Annotated in this window: 16 protein-coding genes; 10 read left to right on the forward strand and 6 right to left on the reverse strand. The window is 74.3% G+C overall.

Going from position 1 to position 17,505, the window contains the following annotated elements:
- Window positions 1-116: 116 nt before the first annotated feature.
- Window positions 117-881, reverse strand: a complete 765-nt coding sequence (locus tag ACZ47G_RS17905; RefSeq protein WP_465743682.1) for an SIS domain-containing protein — start codon at window positions 879-881, stop codon at window positions 117-119.
- Window positions 882-1,102: 221 nt separating this feature from the next.
- Here ACZ47G_RS17905 and ACZ47G_RS17910 point away from each other — a divergent pair, with 221 nt between their 5' ends.
- On the forward strand, window positions 1,103-1,801 hold the full coding sequence (locus tag ACZ47G_RS17910) for a metal-dependent transcriptional regulator (RefSeq protein WP_465743684.1): 699 nt from the start codon (window positions 1,103-1,105) through the stop codon (window positions 1,799-1,801).
- Window positions 1,802-2,308: 507 nt separating this feature from the next.
- On the opposite strand, the gene ACZ47G_RS17915 is transcribed toward ACZ47G_RS17910, so the two are convergent.
- Window positions 2,309-3,013 carry a bifunctional DNA primase/polymerase gene (locus ACZ47G_RS17915; RefSeq protein ID WP_465743686.1) on the reverse strand — a complete coding sequence of 235 codons (705 nt, stop codon included), beginning with the start codon at window positions 3,011-3,013 and terminating at the stop codon, window positions 2,309-2,311.
- A gap of 305 nt (window positions 3,014-3,318) precedes the next feature.
- Between ACZ47G_RS17915 and ACZ47G_RS17920 the strand changes: the two genes are divergently transcribed.
- Together ACZ47G_RS17920 and ACZ47G_RS17925 are read left to right on the forward strand one after the other, a co-directional pair.
- Entirely contained in the window at window positions 3,319-4,695 is a 1,377-nt protein-coding gene (locus tag ACZ47G_RS17920; protein ID WP_465743688.1) for a transcriptional regulator, read from the forward strand.
- Between the two features lie 172 nt (window positions 4,696-4,867).
- Entirely contained in the window at window positions 4,868-6,064 is a 1,197-nt protein-coding gene (locus tag ACZ47G_RS17925; protein WP_465743690.1) for a hypothetical protein, read from the forward strand.
- A gap of 70 nt (window positions 6,065-6,134) precedes the next feature.
- Here ACZ47G_RS17925 and ACZ47G_RS17930 read toward each other — a convergent pair whose 3' ends face one another.
- Window positions 6,135-7,436, reverse strand: a complete 1,302-nt coding sequence (locus tag ACZ47G_RS17930) for an ABC transporter substrate-binding protein (RefSeq protein ID WP_465743692.1) — start codon at window positions 7,434-7,436, stop codon at window positions 6,135-6,137.
- Window positions 7,437-7,693: 257 nt separating this feature from the next.
- Between ACZ47G_RS17930 and ACZ47G_RS17935 the strand changes: the two genes are divergently transcribed.
- Entirely contained in the window at window positions 7,694-8,128 is a 435-nt protein-coding gene (locus ACZ47G_RS17935) for an SCO4402 family protein (protein WP_380455184.1), read from the forward strand.
- A 128-nt stretch (window positions 8,129-8,256) separates the two neighbouring features.
- Complete coding sequence (purU, locus tag ACZ47G_RS17940) at window positions 8,257-9,123, forward strand: formyltetrahydrofolate deformylase (protein ID WP_380455182.1); 867 nt, start codon at window positions 8,257-8,259, stop codon at window positions 9,121-9,123.
- A 58-nt stretch (window positions 9,124-9,181) separates the two neighbouring features.
- Here purU and ACZ47G_RS17945 read toward each other — a convergent pair whose 3' ends face one another.
- Window positions 9,182-10,369 (reverse strand): zf-HC2 domain-containing protein, encoded by a 1,188-nt coding sequence (locus ACZ47G_RS17945; protein ID WP_465743695.1) that lies wholly within the window; start codon window positions 10,367-10,369, stop codon window positions 9,182-9,184.
- Between the two features lie 37 nt (window positions 10,370-10,406).
- Entirely contained in the window at window positions 10,407-10,985 is a 579-nt protein-coding gene (locus ACZ47G_RS17950; RefSeq protein WP_465743697.1) for a sigma-70 family RNA polymerase sigma factor, read from the reverse strand.
- Window positions 10,986-11,607: 622 nt separating this feature from the next.
- On the opposite strand from ACZ47G_RS17950, the gene ACZ47G_RS17955 reads away from it, so the two are divergent.
- Window positions 11,608-12,081 carry an ATP-binding protein gene (locus tag ACZ47G_RS17955; RefSeq protein WP_465743699.1) on the forward strand — a complete coding sequence of 158 codons (474 nt, stop codon included), beginning with the start codon at window positions 11,608-11,610 and terminating at the stop codon, window positions 12,079-12,081.
- 459 nt (window positions 12,082-12,540) lie between these two features.
- On the opposite strand, the gene ACZ47G_RS17960 is transcribed toward ACZ47G_RS17955, so the two are convergent.
- On the reverse strand, window positions 12,541-13,569 hold the full coding sequence (locus ACZ47G_RS17960; RefSeq protein WP_465743701.1) for a GlxA family transcriptional regulator: 1,029 nt from the start codon (window positions 13,567-13,569) through the stop codon (window positions 12,541-12,543).
- A gap of 200 nt (window positions 13,570-13,769) precedes the next feature.
- Here ACZ47G_RS17960 and ACZ47G_RS17965 point away from each other — a divergent pair, with 200 nt between their 5' ends.
- The 4 genes from ACZ47G_RS17965 to ACZ47G_RS17980 all read left to right on the forward strand — a co-directional run bounded on the left by ACZ47G_RS17965 (window position 13,770) and on the right by ACZ47G_RS17980 (window position 17,404).
- Window positions 13,770-15,098 carry an MFS transporter gene (locus ACZ47G_RS17965; protein WP_465743703.1) on the forward strand — a complete coding sequence of 443 codons (1,329 nt, stop codon included), beginning with the start codon at window positions 13,770-13,772 and terminating at the stop codon, window positions 15,096-15,098.
- 52 nt (window positions 15,099-15,150) lie between these two features.
- Window positions 15,151-15,678 (forward strand): GNAT family N-acetyltransferase, encoded by a 528-nt coding sequence (locus ACZ47G_RS17970; RefSeq protein ID WP_465743705.1) that lies wholly within the window; start codon window positions 15,151-15,153, stop codon window positions 15,676-15,678.
- A gap of 101 nt (window positions 15,679-15,779) precedes the next feature.
- Entirely contained in the window at window positions 15,780-16,124 is a 345-nt protein-coding gene (locus tag ACZ47G_RS17975) for a DUF4229 domain-containing protein (protein WP_465743706.1), read from the forward strand.
- Between the two features lie 53 nt (window positions 16,125-16,177).
- Window positions 16,178-17,404, forward strand: a complete 1,227-nt coding sequence (locus ACZ47G_RS17980; protein WP_465743707.1) for a LacI family DNA-binding transcriptional regulator — start codon at window positions 16,178-16,180, stop codon at window positions 17,402-17,404.
- Window positions 17,405-17,505 lie beyond the last annotated feature (101 nt).

Raw genomic sequence — 17,505 nt, forward strand, 5'->3', positions numbered from 1 at the left:
GCAATGGCCGGGAAGGCCCGGTGGATTGTCCGGTACGCCCCGTAGTCGGACCGGCACTCGCCGTCAGCGGGCGTGCCAGGGGGCGGGCCGGTCGGGATCAGGCGGTCCTGCCGGTATCAGTAGGTGTAGAGGATGCGCTCGGCGTTCTCGGCCATCTGCTTGGCGTTCCACTCGGTGCCCCCCGGCACGTTGCCGGAGCGGAACAGCGGCGGCGCGGGCGCGTCCCCGGCGGCCGCCCGGTCGGCCAGCCGGCCGACCGCCGAGGCGACCACGGCCTGCATCAGCGCGCTGGTGACGATGGTGGAGACCGGGCCGAAGGAGGTCTCGGCGCCCGGGTGGCTCAGCTCGCCGTCGCCGACCGCGACCTTGCTGTCCAGCACCACGTCGCAGTGGTCCTTCAGGTAGGTGCCGGAGGGGTGGGCCGAGGGCACCTCGCCGGGGTAGGCCAGCGAGGTCACCCCGATCACCTTCAGGCCGCGGTCCCGGGCGTACCGGGCCAGCTCGACCGGCATCACCTGGCGGCCGGACAGCGAGATCAGGAAGAGCAGGTCCCCGCTGGTCGCCGGGGTCAGGTCCAGGGTCGCGGTGGCGAGCCCGGAGACCCGCTCCAGCGCGCTGGACAGCGGTGCGGGCATCATCGTCACCCCGGCCATCCCGGGCACGTTCAGCAGGTTCATCGGGACCAGCCCGCCGGCCCGGTAGACCACGTCCTGGGCCGGCAGCGAGGAGTGCCCGGCGCCGAAGGCGAACACCCGCCGCCCCTCGGAGACCGCCTCGGCCAGCAGGGCCGCCGCCGCCTCGATGGAGTCGGACTCCTCCTCGCGGACCCGGTTCAGGTGGGCGATCGCGGCGTCGAAGTACCTGCCGACCAGGTCGTTCATCGGGTGCCTTCGCTCTCTGCCGGTGGGGGCGCCGGCCGGGTGGGGCGGCCGGGATGGCCCGGACCGCCAGTGGAGAAAGCTACGGCGAGCACGGTCGCGCCCCGGCGGTACCGCTGTCAACAGGAACGAAAACCGGTCCCGGAAACCCCGGGGCGGGCCCGGTTGTCGGTGCGGTACGTCAGAATTGGCGGTGAGGACACCGAAGAACGGAGCCAGCGGCGATGTCTGGGCTGATCGACACCACAGAGATGTACCTTCGCACCATCCTGGAGCTGGAGGAAGAGGGCATCGTCCCGATGCGTGCCCGGATCGCGGAGCGGCTGGAGCAGAGCGGACCCACGGTCAGCCAGACGGTCGGGCGGATGGAGCGCGACGGGCTGCTCCAGGTCGCCGGGGACCGCCACCTCGAACTCACCGAGGAGGGCCGCCGGCTCGCGGTGCGCGTCATGCGCAAGCACCGCATCGCCGAGTGCCTGCTGGTCGACGTGATCGGCCTGGAGTGGGAGCAGGTGCACGAGGAGGCCTGCCGCTGGGAGCACGTGATGAGCGAGACGGTCGAGCGCAAGGTGCTCGCCATGCTCGGCCACCCGACCCAGTCCCCGTACGGCAACCCGATCCCGGGCCTGGACGAGCTGGGCGACACCAAGGCGGAGGGCGAGGGCTTCGACGCCGCGCTCGTCCCGCTGGACTCCGTCAAGCCGGGCGAGGCCGGGGCCGACGTGGTGGTCCGCCGGATCGGCGAGCCGATCCAGACCGACAGCGCGCTGATGAGCGCCCTGCGCCGGGCCGGCGTCCGGCCGGGCTCCACGGTGAAGGTGACCATGGGCGCCGGCGTCGGCGGTGTGCTGGTCGGCACCGGGGAGAACGCGGCGGAGCTGGGCAAGGACATCGCCCAGCACGTCTTCGTCGCCCAGGCCTGAGCCACCAGCCTCACCGCCTGAGTCCACCGCCTGAGTCACCGCCTGACCCCACCGTCCGACCCGGTGCCTGACCCGGTGCCCCGCCTCGCCGCCCGACCCCGGTCGGGCGGGGCCACCCGCTCCGTACCGACGATCAGGGCCCGCTGCTCCCCGTGCAGCGGGCCCTTCTCGTCCTCCCCGGCTCCCTCCCGCTCCCCTCCACCGCCTCGCCCGGCTTCCCCGTCCGAGCGACCCTTCCGGCGACCCCCACACCGCCATTCCTCCCCTCGGCCGATCTTGGCAATCCTTGAGCGCTGTCACTCGTACGGGGGGCTTTCCCGGTTGACCAGCGGGTAGACCGAGGCCTTATCCGCACATGCGTGTGACGGGCCTCGTCTCCGGTGGGAGACAAGGCCCGTCACTCGCGCGCGTTGTGTCGCGCGGTGCGCACCCTCACCCGATCGGCGTAGGGCGGCAGGCTTCGGTCCGCCGGACAGGACCTCAGGTCCGCGGCGGGGCGTGGTCCGGTCAGACGCCCGCCGGCTGGGCGACCGGGACGGGCTGCGCGGGCGCCTCGCGGCCGCAGGCGTACGCGAGCGGGCTGATCAGCTCGGCGGCGTCCGGCAGCCAGCGGTTGGACTCGGAGGGGGAGCGGGCCCACTGGGCGTAGCCGGTGGAGCCGATCCGGGACGGCGGGGCGACCGTCCAGTCCCCCTCGCCGCGGGCGACCAGGTCCAGCCGCCCGGGCGGCCAGCCGAGCTTGCGGAGCATCTCCGGCAGCTTGGCCGCGACCCCGGGCAGCACCAGGAAGTGCAGTCGGCGCCCCACCCGGCCGGGCGAGGTGGGCAGCACCACGACCGGGCCGAGCTGGAGGTCCATCCGCTCCATCCGGGCCAGCGCCAGGCACCCGGCCGTCTCCGGCACGTCCAGGACGTCGAAGGACCGGCCGGTGGGCAGCAGGATCGAGGCCTTGGGCCGCTCCGTCCACCAGCGCCGCACCGCACCCGGCCCGGCGCTCGCCTTGCGGGCCCAGTCCGCGTCCAGCGGGTGGGCGCCCGGCTGGGTGCAGCGCTGGTCGCCGCAGGAGCAGCGGGCGGGCCCGTCGCCGTCGATCAGCCAGGCGCCCGGGGCCACCTCCCAGTGGCGGTTCTCGGCGTAGCCGACGGCTTCGATCAGCAGCGGGGGCAGGCCGGCGTTCTTGTCCTGGCCGGGGGCGTCGGGGATGTCTTCCACGGGCTGCTCAACTACCGTGTGTGAGGCTGGTTACGGCCCGGCGGGCCCCGGTCGGCCGCATCCCGGCAATGTCACCCGAACCGGTGACTCAAGCGAGTTGGGGCGGGCGGAGGCGGGCGCAGCGGGGGCGCACGGAAGCATTCCCCAGGGCGCGCGGGGGGTGCGGTTCGTCACCGTGGGTATCCCGCTGGCGTTGCTGATCGCTAACCTGGTGTCAGATTCCTTGGACGGTCGGACAGTCGGCAACAGATCAGCACATCGTCGCCCGCCGGCCGGGACCGGAGGGTGTGGGGAGGCGAAGCCCAATGGCCGCGAGACCACTCGTCGCACGACAGCCCAACGAGCGCCTGCAGCAACTGATCCAGGAGGCCAGCTGTTCCAACGCCGGTCTGGCCCGCAGGGTCAACCTGTGCGGCGCGGAGCACGGACTGGACCTGCGCTACGACAAGACCTCCGTCGCCCGCTGGCTGCGCGGGCAGCAGCCGCGCGGGCAGGCGCCGGCCGTGATCGCCGAGGCGCTCGGGCGCAAGCTCGGCCGCAGCGTGTCGGTCGAGGAGATCGGCATGGCCGACGGCAAGAACCTCAGCTCCGGCATCGGGCTGCAGTTCGCGCCGACCCTGAACGCGGCCCTTGAGCAGGTGTGCGAGCTGTGGCGCAGTGACGTCGGCCGGCGGGACTTCCTGACCGGTGCGACGGTCGCCGCCTCCGCGCTGGTGGAGCCCAGCCGGGACTGGCTGATCACCCCGCCCGACCCGGTGGTGGCCCGCACCGGCGGCCCCCGGGTCGGCCCGACCGACGTGGCCGCGATCAAGGCGACCACCGCGATGCTGGTCGACCTGGACCACCGCTTCGGCAGCGGTCACGTCCGCCCGGTCGTGGTGCACTACCTCAACTCGGTGGTCTCCGGCCTGCTCGGCGGCGCCTACCGGGAGGAGACCGGCCGCCAACTGTTCGCCGCGGTGGCCCGGTTGACCGAACTGGCCGGCTACATGGCGGTGGACACCGGGCAGCCCGGGCTCGCCCAGCGCTACTACATCCAGGCCCTGCGGCTCGCCCAGGCCGCCGACGACCGCGGCTACGGCGGCTATGTGCTGGCCGCCTCGATGAGCCACCTGGCGGCCACCCTCGGCAACCCGCGGGAGATCGCCCAACTCGCCCGCGCCGCCCAGGAGGGCGCCCGGACGGTGGCCACCCCGACGGCGATGGCGATGTTCTACGCCGCCGAGGCCCGCGGCCACGCCCTGCTCGGCGACGCCCGCTCCTGCGAGGCGGTGTCGGCCAAGGCGCTGGAGATGATGGAGAAGCGCCGCCCGGAGGACGACCCGGACTGGATCGTCCACTTCGACGACGCCTACCTCGCCGACGAACTCGCCCACTGCCACCGGGACCTGGAACAGGCCGGGCCGGCCGAGCACTACGCCCGCCGGGCGCTCGACCTCCACCCGCCGACCCGGGTCCGCCGCCGCGCGGTGGACCTGGTGCTGCTCGCCACCGCCCAACTCCAGCAGCGCGACCTGGAACGCGCCTGCGAGACGGGCACCCAGGCGGTGCGGCTGCTGAGCGGGCTGCGCTCCAACCGGGGCGTGGAGTACCTGGACGAGTTCCGGCGCCGGCTGGAGCCCTACCGGGAACAGCGGGTGGTGCGCGAGTTCCACGCCAGGGCGGACGCGGAGGCGGCCTGAGGACCGTCCGATCGTCTGTGCAGGGAGCGTGTGGGATTGTCCCGCCCACGTGGTCACCCGGTGAGGCGAACCGGTAGCGTGGGCGCGACGTCCAAGGAACTGTGATGCTCCCAAGAACCGACGAGATGTGGTCCGCCGCCAGTGCGCGGTCCTGCACAGGTGAGGAATCGCGTTGAGTCAGCGCCGCTCGTATCCCAACTCGGGTGACTTCAACCTGGACGACCTGTTCCGCCCCGAGCCCGGCCAGCCCCAGGGCCAGCCGGGCCAGCCGCAGGGCCCCACGGCCGTGCCGCCGGTGGGCCAGCCGTCCGGGCAGCCCGAGTACCTGGGCGAGGGCGCGCACGCGCTGCCGACCCAGGCCCTGCCCGCCCAACAGCCCCCGTGGGGCGCCGCGCCGCAGTCCGGTTACGGCGTCCCGCCGCAGGCCGAGGCCGCCCCGGAGACCCAGCACCTGCCGCCGTACCCGGCCGGCGACCCACAGGGCGGCTACCCCGCGCCCCAGCCCGGCTACGGCGTCCCGCCGCAGGCCGCGCCCGGCTACCAGGGGCACCAGGGCTACCCGCAGGCCGTGCCGCAGCAGCAGCCGGGCTACCCGGGCCACGGGTACCCCCAGCAGGGCGGCTACGCCCAGGACGGCTACCCCCAGCAGGACGGCTACGGGCAGCAGGACGGCTACGGGCCGGAGCGGGACGCCACCCAGGCGGGCCGCTCGGGCCGCGGCGGCCGTTCGTCCAACAAGCTGGTCATCGGCGGCGTGGTGGCCGGCTTCGCGGCGGCCGGCGTGCTGGTCGCCGTGCTGATGAACGGCGACGACACCACCACCAAGTCCGACCAGAAGACCGCCCCGGTCGCCGCCACCGGCAGCAGCGCCCCCGGCGGGGCGAGCGCGAGCGGCTCCGGCGCGGCGGTCGACCCGGAGGTCAAGGCCCAGGCCCAGCCGCTGTCCGACCTGCTGGGCACCGCCGGCGACAGCCGCAGCGCCGTGGTCTCCGCGGTCGCCTCGGTGCAGAAGTGCGACAAGCTGCCCGACTCGCAGCAGGCGCTGTCCGGCGCGGCCGGCAAGCGGCGCGAGCTGCAGACCAAGCTCGGCCAGCTGAAGACCGACAAGCTGCCCGGCGCCCAGCAGCTGGTCGAGCAGCTCAACGCCGCCTGGACGGCCTCGGCCCAGGCCGACGACGAGTACGCGGCCTGGGCGACCGACGCCCAGGCCTCCTGCGACCCGAAGAAGCCGGACACCGGCAACCAGCACTACAAGAACGCGGTGCAGGCGAGCGGCACGGCGACCACCGCCAAGAAGCAGGCCTCCACCCTGTGGAACGCGATCGCCACCCAGACCGGGCTTCCCAGCCGCGGCGACGGCGACCTCTAGCGGTGCGGAAGGGCCTCTAGCAGGGTGGAAGGGCGGGCCCGCGCCGGGCCCGCCCCTAGGGTCTGTCCGGTCAGCTCGGGGAACGGGCCCCGGTGAGCACCCAGCGGACGTCCACGAAGCCCGGCTGCTGCAGCGTCATCCGGCCGGTCCTGACCACCTGGTAGGTGACCCAGGTGTTCACCAGCCGCGGGGACTCGGTGCTCGGCAGCATGTTGGTGGTGCCCCAGTTCAGCGGCGGGGTGAGCCCGACGTCGATGCCCTCACCGCTGTCCAGCAGGGCGGCGATGGTCTTCGCGGTGACCGGCTTGCCGGCCGCCGCCAGCTTCTCGGTGACCACCCGGAACACCTCGTAGGCGACCCAGGTGGTCTGCACGCCCGGGTCGGAGACGTCGATGCTGTGCCCGTCGGTGGCCTGGGCGCGCACCACCGCGCGCAGCCCGTCCCAGGTCTTGGCCGACTCCGGCGGGTACCAGCTGGTGACGAACGCGCCGGCCAGCGGGCCGGAGTCGCCGCCGGTGGAGTCGACCACCGACTGCTGGACGCTGCCGATCACCGAGGCGATCCGGGTGTTCCTCGCGTTCTGCCGCCGGTAGGCGTCCAGCAGGTTGCCCGTCGGCTCGGCGGCCAGGGCGCTGGTGACGCAGTTGCCCGGCTCGTCCTTGCCGATCGCCTTGCGGACCACCTGGCTGTAGTCCGAGGACTGCTCGGGCGCCTTGACGTCCAGCAGCTTGATCCCGGCCGGCTTGAGCGCGTTGCCCAGGTAGCCGAGCAGGTTGTCGCCGGCCGGGGTGTCCGGGCGGATCAGCGAGACGGCCTTGCAGCCGGCGTCGACCAACTGGCGGCCGCTGCCGGCGATCAGCGCGGGCATGCCGCCGTCCACCGGGTAGGACAGCGGGCTGGAGAACTCGGGCTGGGACAGGCCGTACCCGCCGATCAGCGGGATGCCGGCGCGCTCCAGCACCGGCATGAAGGCGTCGCCCCACTGGCTGTAGGAGCCGAGCACGGCGACCGCCTTGGCGTCCACCGCCTGCTGGGCGCAGGCCTTGGCGCCGTCCGCGGTGTTGTGCTCGTTGCACGTGATCACGTGCAGCCGGTGACCGCTCAACCCGCCCTTGACGTTGACGTCGCGGCCGATCGACTCGGCGAGCGCGGTCATGCCGGGGCGGTCCGCGGAGCCGGTGCCGGACGGCGACCAGGTCATCACGGTCAGGTCGTCGGCGTTGGTGGAGGCATCGGCCGGTCCGCCGCACGCGGAGGCCGAGAAGAGGGTGGGGAACAGCACCGCGGCGGTCACCGCGGCGGCGATCGGGCGCCGCGGGCGGCGTCCGCTGATCGTGGGCCGGGCCCGGGAGGAGTCCCTTCGGCTGGTCATCGGTCTTCCCTCTCTGGGGCGCCATCCGGCGCACCGGGGGACAAGCCAAGCCCCGGAGCCGCAAGCCGAGAGGGCGGAAATGCGAACGCCCGGCAAACGGCCGCCGAAATCCGGGTCGGTACGCGTGTAGATCGCGAGTGGAGCACGAACAGACGGGGAACGTACGATCGTTCACCATGTCCGCCAGCACAGATTCTTCGCACCGGTCCGCCCGAAACCCTTCTCGTCCGGGCCACCGCTCCAGCACGATGGGCGGCATGCCGCTCAACGACCTGCCCTGGTGGCGCTGGCGAGCCCGACTGCGCTCGGCGCTGCACATGCTGTCCGACCCCGGTTTCCAGCACGAGGCCTGGCTGACCGGCCGGGAGGGCTACGGGGACGTCACCGACGCCGTCTACCGGCTCGTCGAGGACACCTGGCTGGACCGCTGGTCCGCCGAGAAGTACGTGGGCACCATGTTCCGCGACTCCGCCGAGGCCGCCCTGGTCGACGTCGCGGTGCTGCGCGCGGTGCAGCTGCTGCACGAGGTCGGCGCCGACGCCCCGGCCTCCGCCTACCTCGGCCACCCCGGCTGGCCGGAGACCGTCCGGGCCGCCCGCGAGGCCCACGTCGCCCTGGCCACCGGCGACGGGGACGACCCGGACGCGACCCCCAGGTCGCTGGACGTGCTGCGCATCCTGACCCAGGTCTGAGGCCGCCCGCCGGTCGGCGCCGTCCCGCAGTACGGGCAGCGGGGCGGCGACCGTCCACGATGTGACACGCTGGACCATTCACGCACGCGCGTGACGCATTCGTACGAGCTCAGAACGGGATACCCGCAGTGGAACAGCAGCCGGCCAGCGCCCAGTACGTCCTCACGCTGTCCTGCCCCGACAAGCAGGGCATCGTCCACGCTGTCTCCAGCTACCTCTTCATGACCGGCTGCAACATCATCGACAGCCAGCAGTTCGGCGACGGGGACACCGGACTGTTCTTCATGCGGGTGCACTTCTCCGCCCCCGAGCCGGTCACCGCCGACAAGCTGCGGGCCAGCTTCGCCGCGATCGGCGCCTCCTTCGGGATGGACTGGCAGATCCACCCGACCGAGCAGCGGATGCGGATCGTCCTCATGGTCAGCAAGTTCGGGCACTGCCTGAACGACCTGCTCTACCGCACCAGGATCGGCGCCCTGCCGGTGGAGATCGCCGCGGTGGTCTCCAACCACACCGACCTGCGGGACCTCACCGAGAGCTACGGCGTCCCCTTCCACCACATCCCGGTCACCCGGGACACCAAGGCCGACGCCGAGCGGCAGCTGCTCGACCTGGTCGAGAAGGAGAACGTCGAACTGGTCGTGCTGGCCCGCTACATGCAGGTGCTCTCCGACCGGCTGTGCACCGAGCTGTCCGGCCGCGTGATCAACATCCACCACTCCTTCCTGCCGAGCTTCAAGGGCGCCAAGCCCTACCACCAGGCGCACGCCCGCGGCGTGAAGCTGATCGGCGCCACCGCGCACTACGTCACCGCCGACCTCGACGAGGGCCCGATCATCGAGCAGGAGGTGGCGCGGGTCACCCACGACGTCAGCCCGGACCAGCTGGTCGCGCTCGGCCGGGACGTCGAGTGCCAGGCGCTGGCCCGCGCGGTCAAATGGCACAGCGAGCACCGGGTGCTGCTCGACGGCACCCGGACGGTCGTCTTCGGCTGAGGCCCGCAGCCCGCGGCCCGGCCGCGGCCGTCGCGTTGCGGCGGAAGCCGTGCGGTCGTCAGCGCCGGGAAAGCAGCGGCAGCGCGTGCAGCACCTCGCGCACTGCGGCGCGGTCACCGTGCTCGCCCACCGGCAGCCGGTCCGGGTCGCGGTGCGCGGCCGCCAACTGGCACAGCTCCAGGCCGTCCAGCACCATCGAGGCCACCGGCTCCCCGCCAGGAGCCCCCGTCGGCCCGCCGTCCAGCGGCACCAGCCACTCGCCGGCCGCCGGACCGTCCACCACCAGCCGCAGCCGCCGGCCGCCCGGGGCGGCCACGGGAGCGTCCGGCACCCCGGCCGGCTCCGGGTGCGCCGCGCGCAGCCCGGCCAGCGCCCGCGGCAGCAGCCGCACCACCAACTCCACCATCTGCCGCAGGTGCTGCGGCGACGGCGGGGCGTACGGGTAGGCGACCGCGCGGGCCACGTCCTCCCCGTGCACGAAGCACTCCAGGGCGCGGTCCACGAAGGCGTCGCGCAGCGGCAGCACCGCGAAGCCGAGGTCGACCGGGGTGCTGCCCTGCGGGGCCAGCGCGGCGCTGCGCACCAGGTCGTGGGTCTGCTGGCGCCAGCGCGCCCGCACCGACTGCGGCGGCAGACCGGCCTGGTCGGCGAGCAGCCGGGCGGTGCGCGCGCCGACCGCCGCGTACGGTCCGCCCTGCGGCGGCACCCGTGGCACCCGCGGCGCCGGGACGAAGGCCTCCTGCGGTGGCACCCGCCGCTCCACGGCCGGCCCGGGCCCGACCACGGGGGCGGCCGGCACCGGGTCGGGCAGGCCGAGGGCGAGCGCCAGGAAGCCGTCCACCGCGGTCAGCCGGCCCAGCACCTCGGCCGGGTGCAGCCGCTCGGTGCCGCCGTACCACGGCAGTTCGGCCACCTCCTGCCACTCCTCCGGACCGAGGTCGCGCAGCAGCGCGTCGAGCTTGGCGGTCTCCGCGGTGTACGGCATCCCCCAGGCGGGGACGGGCAGGTCCGCCGGGCGGCGGGCCAGGCACCAGTCCAGCACCTGTCGGCGCAGCGAACCCGGCTGGTCCAGCGGCTCGTCCAGGGAGAGCCAGCCCGCCGCCTCGCGCAGCCGGGCCGCCTCCTCGGCACACTCCGGACAGTCCGGCAGGTGCTGCTCCAACTCGGCGGCCTCGCGCGGCGGGCAGGCACCGAGGGACCACGCGCCGAGCAGCGAGCGCAGGGCGTCGTGCCGTTCCTCGCTCATCCGCCCGCGCACCTCTCGACGATTCGCTCGCGCACGCTCACCTGCCCCCGTCCCCGTCGGTGTGCTCCTGGCGGGCGCGTTCGTCGGCCAGTTCGGTGGCCAGCAGCTCCAGTCCGAGCCGCATCCGCTGCTTGGCGGCCTGCTCGCTGATGCCGAGCAGCCGGGCCGTCTCCTGGTAGGTGCGGCCGTCGTAGTACGTCACCGCGATGGTCTCACGCAGGGGTTGGGGCAGGGAGTCGACCACGTACTGCATCCGCGCGGCGGTGGCCACGGCGCGGATCTCCTCCTCGCCCGCGCCGGTGCCCCGACCCGCGCCCGGTCCGGCGGCGCGCCGGGCCCGCAGCCGTTCGACCGCGCGGCGGTGGGTGAGCGAGCCGAGCCAGGAGCGCAGCGAGCCCTGGGCGGGGTCGAAGTCCTCCGGGTGCTCCCAGACGTGGGCGAAGACCTCCCGGGTGAGCTGGGCGGCGGCCGCCTGGTCGGCGAGTATCCGCCCGGCCAGGCCGTGCACCATCGGGGCGAGCCGGTCGTAGAGTTCGCCGAGCGCGGTCTCCTCGCCGCGGGCGAGGCGTCGCTGCAACTGCTCGTCCCAACGCGGGATCCGGTCCGGGGTGGCCATCGAGAACCAACCCTCCTGCCCGGCTCGTTGGCGTTACCCAACGGTATCCCCTGGCCGGTCGGCGGCGGAGGGGAATCCGCCAAGAACGGAACCCCGCCTCGTGGTTCGGACCCGTGATGCCGGGCGGGCGGACGGCGGACCGGCACCGGAGGGGCTCGTCCTGTGGCGGGACGGTCCGCCGATGGCGCTGTTCGAGAACCGCTGGACATATGTCGCACGGGTGGTTCGCGAGTGGCGGGCGGGGCGACGGGGGTGTCCGGCGGTAGGTTCCCGCCCAGGGCGTGTCCGACACGCCCCGCGGGACCGGCGTCGGCCCGGGCCGGACGAGTACCGGTGCGAGGCTCGCGAGAGTGAGCGGGACAGTATGCACTGCCCTGTCCCCCGATCGCCGGAATATGCCCGAAGCGCTTGCTGCGGTCCGTCCGCCCACCCATCCTGAGGCGTATTCGTGTCGTGGCCGGTGCGCGACCGACGAGTTGACGCGGGCGAGTGGCGCGGGCGAACGGGTCGGCGAACGCCCGGGCGAGCCGGGTGGCACCGGGCGAAGTGCGAGGGCCCCGCCGGCCGGCTGATCCGGCCCGATCGGGACGTTGGCCGAACTGCGAGTGCGGGTGGTGGAGCGGTGCAGGTTCTTCAGGTACAGCTTGCGGTGCAGGCGGACCCCGCCGAGGTCGGCCGGGCCCGCCGGTGGGTGCGCTCGCGGCTGCTGAACCACGGGGTGGACCCGGACGCGCCGATGGCCGAGACGGTGGTGCTGGTGGTCTCGGAGCTGGTCACCAACGCCGTGGTGCACACCGGCTGTCCGGCCGTGCTGAGACTCTGTCTGCCGGTGGCCGAGGGCGCGGCGCCGGCCGGTCCGCCCGGCCCGCTGCGGGTCGAGGTGGCCGACGCCAGCCAGGCCGCCCCGGCCCCCCGGCACGCCGGCGCGGACGAGGACGCCACCAACGGGCGCGGCCTGGAGCTGGTCGAGCTGCTCTGCGAGCGCTGGGGCTGGTACCCGGACGGCTCGGGCAAGCGGGTCTGGTGCGAGATCGGCGCCGAGGCCCGCCCGGCGGATCCGCTGGCCGGGGTGGACTGGGCGGCTCTGGCGCAATAGCGGCTTCCGGCACGGCCGGTGTCGATCACCGGCCGAAAGCTGACGCAACCATTCCGAATTTCGGACTACCCATTGACGTGACGTATCCGACTGATCACGCTTGGGTGCGGCTCCCGTTGCGAGGGGACGCCGAGGGGACGTCCGTCCGCCGCCACGGTGCTGCTGTCCAGGGGGATCGCGTCAGCAGGGGGGATCGTGGACTGCCGGGCGCGGCCCACTCCTCGGCGAGTGCGGAGGCCGTGGCGCGGGTTCAGGGCCCGTGCGCCGCGCTCGGACGGCGGCCCGCCACGCTGCGCTCGGCGCGTACGCGGTCGGCCGCCGTCCGGTGCGCCGCCGCGGTTGGGGCGAATTCCGGCCAGCGGCCCGCCCTTCCCAGGATTCACTCGGGTTCACCCGCCGTCACCTGCCCTCACCGGCCCTCACTCGGCTTCACCCGCCTTCACCTGCCCTCACTCGGCTTCACCCGCCTTCGGCCGGGACGCGGGACCGGGCCGGGTTCCGCTCCTGGGGGCCGGCCTGCGCCGGGGTGGTCCGGAAGGTACGCCGGTAGGTGGACGGTGCCACGTCCAGCCGGTCGCGCAGCTGCAGCCGCAGCGAGGCGGCCGTTCCGAAACCGGACTCCCGGGCGACCTGGTCGATGCTCAGATCGGTGCGCTCCAGCAACTGCCGCGCCCGCTCGGTGCGCTGGGTGGTGATCCACCGGCCGGGGCTGGCGCCGGTCTCCTCGCGGAAGCGCCGGGTGAAGGTCCGTACGCTCATCCCCGCCCGGTCGGCGAGCCGGCTCAGCGGCAGCGGGCCGTCCAGGTGCTCCAGCGCCCAGGCGCGTACGGCGGCGGTGCCGGAGCCCCCGGCGTCCACCGGGCTCGGCGCCTCCACGTACTGCTTCTGGCCGCCGTCGCGCCACGGCGGCACCAGGCAGTTGCGGGCCACCGCGTTGGCCACCGCGCTGCCGTGGTCGCGGCGCACCACGTGCAGGCACAGGTCCACCCCGGCGGCCACCCCGCCGGAGGTGAGGACGTCGCCGTCGTCGGTGTAGAGCACGTCCGGATCCAGCAGGACCTTCGGGAACGCCCGGGCGAAGCGCTCGGTGTAGCGCCAGTGGGTGGTGGCCGGGCGGCCGTCCAGCAGGCCGGCCGAGGCCAGCAGGAAGGAGCCGGTGCAGATCGACATCAGCCGGGCGCCGGGCCGGATCCGCCCCAGTGCGGCGGCCAGTTCGGGGGTGAAGGCGGCGTCCACGTCGTCCGGGGCGGCGTCGTGGGAGGCCGGGACCACCACCGTGTCGGCCCGCTCCAGCAGTTCGGGCCCGTGGTCGACGGTGATCCGGAAGTCGGCGCTGGTGGCGACCGGCCCGCCGTCCAGGGTGCAGGTGGCCACCCGGTAGAGCGGCCGGCCGGCATCGTCCCGGGCGTTGCCGAAGATCCTTGCGGGGATGCCGAGTTCGAAGGCGATCACGCCCTCCAGGGCGAGTACCGCGACCAGGTGCGCCATGCCGTTCCTTCCCGTTTCCGATCCATCCCCGGTGGTTCCCCAACGGCCCCCGGTGGTTCCCCTGGTGGTCCCGGCGGTCCCCGGTGGTTCCCCGCGGGGCGGGTCCGGGCCAGGGTACGCGCCGGGCGTGGCCCGATCCTTGCGAAAGCTGTCATTCGGGCCACTCGTCCGGGCCGCGCCCGCTCGGGAGACTCGTCCATGTGACCGAACGCAGTGCCCTCGCCGCCTCCACGACGCCCCCCGCCACCTCGATACCCGGCCCCGGCCGGCGCCCCCGGGTGCACTACGCCTGGGTGGTGGCCGCCGTCGCCCTGCTCGTCCTGCTCGGCTCGGCCGGCTTCCGCTCCACGCCCAGCCTGATGATGGACGCCCTGCACAACGAGTTCGGCTGGTCGCTCGCGACGATCTCCAGCGCCACCTCCGTCAACCTGACCCTCTACGGCCTCACCGCCCCCTTCGCCGCCGCCCTGATGGACCGTTTCGGCGTGCGCCTGGTGGTGGTCTGCGCGCTGCTCACCATCTCGGTCGGCGCCGGCCTCACCATGCTGATGCGCCAGCCCTGGCAACTGGTCCTCTGCTGGGGCGTGCTGGTCGGCCTCGGCAGCGGCTCGATGGCCGGGGCGTTCGCCACCACCATCACCGGCCGCTGGTTCCAGGCCCGCCAGGGTCTGGTCACCGGGGTGCTCACCGCCGCCGGCGCCGCCGGGAACCTGGTCTTCCTGCCGGTCGGCGCCTGGCTGGTCGAACAGCACGGCTGGCGCTCGGCCGTGGTGGTGGTCTCGCTCGCCGCCAGCGCCGTCGCGGTGCCCGTCCTGCTGCTGATGCGCGAGCGCCCCGCCGACCTCGGCCTGCTCCCGTACGGCGCCACCGAGGCCCCGCCCGCGCCGGTGCGGGACGCCCGCGCCCTGGCCCGCACGCTGCGGGTGCTGCGCGACGCCGCCCGCACCCGGCCGTTCTGGCTGCTGGCGAGCTCCTTCGCGATCTGCGGCGCCACCACCGCCGGCCTGGTCGGCACCCACTTCATCCCGGCCGCGCACGACCACGGCATGCCCGTCACCACCGCCGCGAGCCTGCTCGCCCTGATCGGCCTGTTCGACGTGGTCGGCACCGTGTTCAGCGGGTGGCTCACCGACCGGGTCGACTCCCGGCTGCTGCTCACCGTCTACTACGGGCTGCGCGGCCTCTCGCTGCTCCTGCTGCCCCAGCTGCTGGCCGGCTCGCTGCAGCCGCCGATCCTCGCCTTCGTCATCTTCTACGGCCTGGACTGGGTGGCCACCGTGCCGCCGACCGTCGCCCTGTGCCGCCGGCACTTCGGCGACGACGCCCCGATCGTCTTCGGCTGGGTGCTCGCCGCCCACCAGATCGGCGCCGCCGTGGTCGCCGGGCTGGCCGGCCTGGCCCGCGACGCGCTCGGCAACTACGACCTCACCTGGTACGGCGCCGGCGCGCTGTGCGCGGTCGCGGTCGGGCTCTGCCTGGCGCTGCGCACCGGACGGCCGACGGACCGGGCGGTGCCCGCCCTGCCCTGAGGCTCCCGGTGTTCTCGGGGCGGTGTCCGAGCGGAGGGTTAGGCTCCGCTTCATGGCGCTCACCTTCACCCTCGACCCGAAGCCCGACCCCGACCTGCGCAGCGCGGTGGTGCGGCTCTGGACGGACGTGACCAACGCCGGCGGCGCGGTCGGCTTCGTGGCCCCGGTCACCGAGGACGAGGTCTGGGACACCGCCGACGAGCAGTTCGCCGGGCTCGCCCCGGACGGCCCCGACCGGCTGCTGGTCGCGCACGACGGCGCGACCGGCCGGCTGGTCGGGGTGCTGTTCTTCGCGTCGATGCGGTTCGAGCCGATGGAGCACTGGCGGCTGCTCAAGCGGGTCATGGTGCACCCCGACTTCCAGGGCCTCGGGTACGGAGCCGAACTGCTCGCCGAGGCCGAGCGGGTGGCCCGCGCCTGGGGCCTGGAGTCACTGCGGCTCACCGCCCGCGGCGGCCTGGGCCTGGAGCGCTTCTACGAGCGCTGCGGCTACCGCGAGGTCGGCCGGGTGCCGGCCGCGATCCGGGTCGCCCCCGGGGACGACCGCGACGACATCACCATGTGGCTCGACCTGCGCTGATCCCGCCCCGGGGAGGCGACCGGTGCCCCCTGGCCCGCGCCGGGTGTCAGGCATGCTTGACTGGAAGACCCGCCCCGGCTCGACCAGAAGGATGTGTCCCAGTGAGCAGCAACGGCCCGCAGAAGTCGCACGCCACGCTCCGCTACACCTCCATGCGGGCCAGCATCTTCCTCGGCTGCCTGCTGGTGGCCCTGCTGCTCGGGCACTTCGGGATCATCCCGGTGAGTGGTGAGGCCGGGGTGATCTTCCTGGTCCTGCTGGCCGCGATCGCCTCCGCGCCGCTCAGCTACGTGCTGCTGAGCAAGCAGCGCGACGAGATGTCCTCCCAGATCAACAGCAAGGTCGCCGGGATGCGCAACCGTACCGCCGAGCGGATCGCCGCGCAGAACGCCGAGGAGGACGCCGTGGACGACGCCGTCCGCGCGGCCGCCTCCCGGCAGAACTGATCCCGGGCGCAACCCGCGTGCCCGCTGAGCCCGCCGTGCCCGCTGAGCCCGCCGTGCCCGCTGAGCCCGCCGTGCCCGCTGAGCCGCGCCCCCGCCCGGACGTCGAGTCCGGTGCCGGTGCCGGTGCCGGTGCCGGTGCCGAGGCCGGGACCGGCGCCGGGGCCGAGCGGCCCGCCGGGACGTGGCCGACCCCCGTGCGCCGGCCCACCGGGCGGGACGTGGCCCGGCTCGCCGGGGTCTCCCAGGCCACCGTCTCGCTGGTGTTCTCCGGGGCGGAGGCGGGCCGCCGGGTCTCCGAGGCGACCAGGGCGCGGGTCCGCGAGGCGGCCCGCAGCCTCGGCTACCGCCCGCAGGCGGCCGGCCGGCAGCTGCGGCTGGGCCGCAGCGGGATGATCATGCTGGCCGTGCCGAACCTCCAGGGCCCGTTCTTCGGCCGGGTGCTGGAGGGCGTCCATCACGAGGCCGGCCGGCACGGGCTGGCGGTCGTGGTCAGCTCCGGCTGGGGCAGCGCCACCCTCGCCGAGGCCGCCACCGCGGGCCGTTTCGACGGTCTGCTGATCTGCTCCCCGGACGACAGCCAGCTGGGCGAGCTGCCGCCGGACACCCCCGCCGTCTTCCTGGACGCCGACCCCGGCACCGACCGGGCCCGCCCGACCGTCGAACTCGACGTGGCCGGCGGGATGCGGGCGGCCGTCGAGCACCTGGCCGCCCTCGGGCACCGCCGGATCGGGCACCTGCGCTCCACCCACGCCGCGTACACCTTCCGGGTCCGGCAGGCCGCCTTCGAGCAGGCCGTCCGCGAACTCGGGCTGGAGGTCGTGGAGTTGGGTGTGAGCCTGAACGAGGGCTATACGGCCGCGCGGATCGTGGCGGGGGAGCTGCTGGAGCGGGCGGACCGTCCGCGCGCGGTGATCTGCGACGACGACGTGGTCGCCTCCGGCGTCTACCAGGCCGCCGCCGAGCGGGGGTTGCGGGTGCCGGACGACCTGTCGGTGGTCGGCATGGACAACATCGCCGTCTCCGGACTGCTCGCCCCGCCGCTGACCACCGTCGACCTGCCCGGCGAGGAGCTGGGCCGGGCGGGGGCGGCCGCGCTCGCCGGACTGCTGCGCGGGGAGCCGGTGGAGCCGCTCGCGCCGCTGGCCACCTCGCTGGTGCGGCGCTCCTCGACGGCCCCTGCCCCAGCCCCTGCCCCTGCTTCGGACCCGGCTCCTGCTTCGGACCCGGCCCCTGCTTCGGACCCGGCTCCTGCTTCGGACCCGACTCCGAGCTCGGACTGACGGGCCTTCGGCGAGCGGGCCCCGGCGGGCCGGTGTCCGATGGGGTGCCCGTTCGTATTAATCCGATCAGGTGAATCCGGATCGTTTCCTCTCGCGCCGTG

It is taken from the genome of Kitasatospora sp. NPDC030952 (genome assembly GCF_055571335.1).

Coding starts and splice junctions, on each gene's coding strand:
- ACZ47G_RS17905 (WP_465743682.1), bottom strand. CDS start 881: ATGAACGACCTGGTCGGCAGGTACTTCGACGCCGCGATCGCCCACCTG.
- ACZ47G_RS17910 (WP_465743684.1), top strand. CDS start 1,103: ATGTCTGGGCTGATCGACACCACAGAGATGTACCTTCGCACCATCCTG.
- ACZ47G_RS17920 (WP_465743688.1), top strand. CDS start 3,319: ATGGCCGCGAGACCACTCGTCGCACGACAGCCCAACGAGCGCCTGCAG.
- ACZ47G_RS17930 (WP_465743692.1), bottom strand. CDS start 7,436: ATGACCAGCCGAAGGGACTCCTCCCGGGCCCGGCCCACGATCAGCGGA.
- ACZ47G_RS17935 (WP_380455184.1), top strand. CDS start 7,694: ATGCCGCTCAACGACCTGCCCTGGTGGCGCTGGCGAGCCCGACTGCGC.
- ACZ47G_RS17945 (WP_465743695.1), bottom strand. CDS start 10,369: ATGAGCGAGGAACGGCACGACGCCCTGCGCTCGCTGCTCGGCGCGTGG.
- ACZ47G_RS17950 (WP_465743697.1), bottom strand. CDS start 10,985: ATGGCCACCCCGGACCGGATCCCGCGTTGGGACGAGCAGTTGCAGCGA.
- ACZ47G_RS17960 (WP_465743701.1), bottom strand. CDS start 13,569: ATGGCGCACCTGGTCGCGGTACTCGCCCTGGAGGGCGTGATCGCCTTC.
- ACZ47G_RS17970 (WP_465743705.1), top strand. CDS start 15,151: ATGGCGCTCACCTTCACCCTCGACCCGAAGCCCGACCCCGACCTGCGC.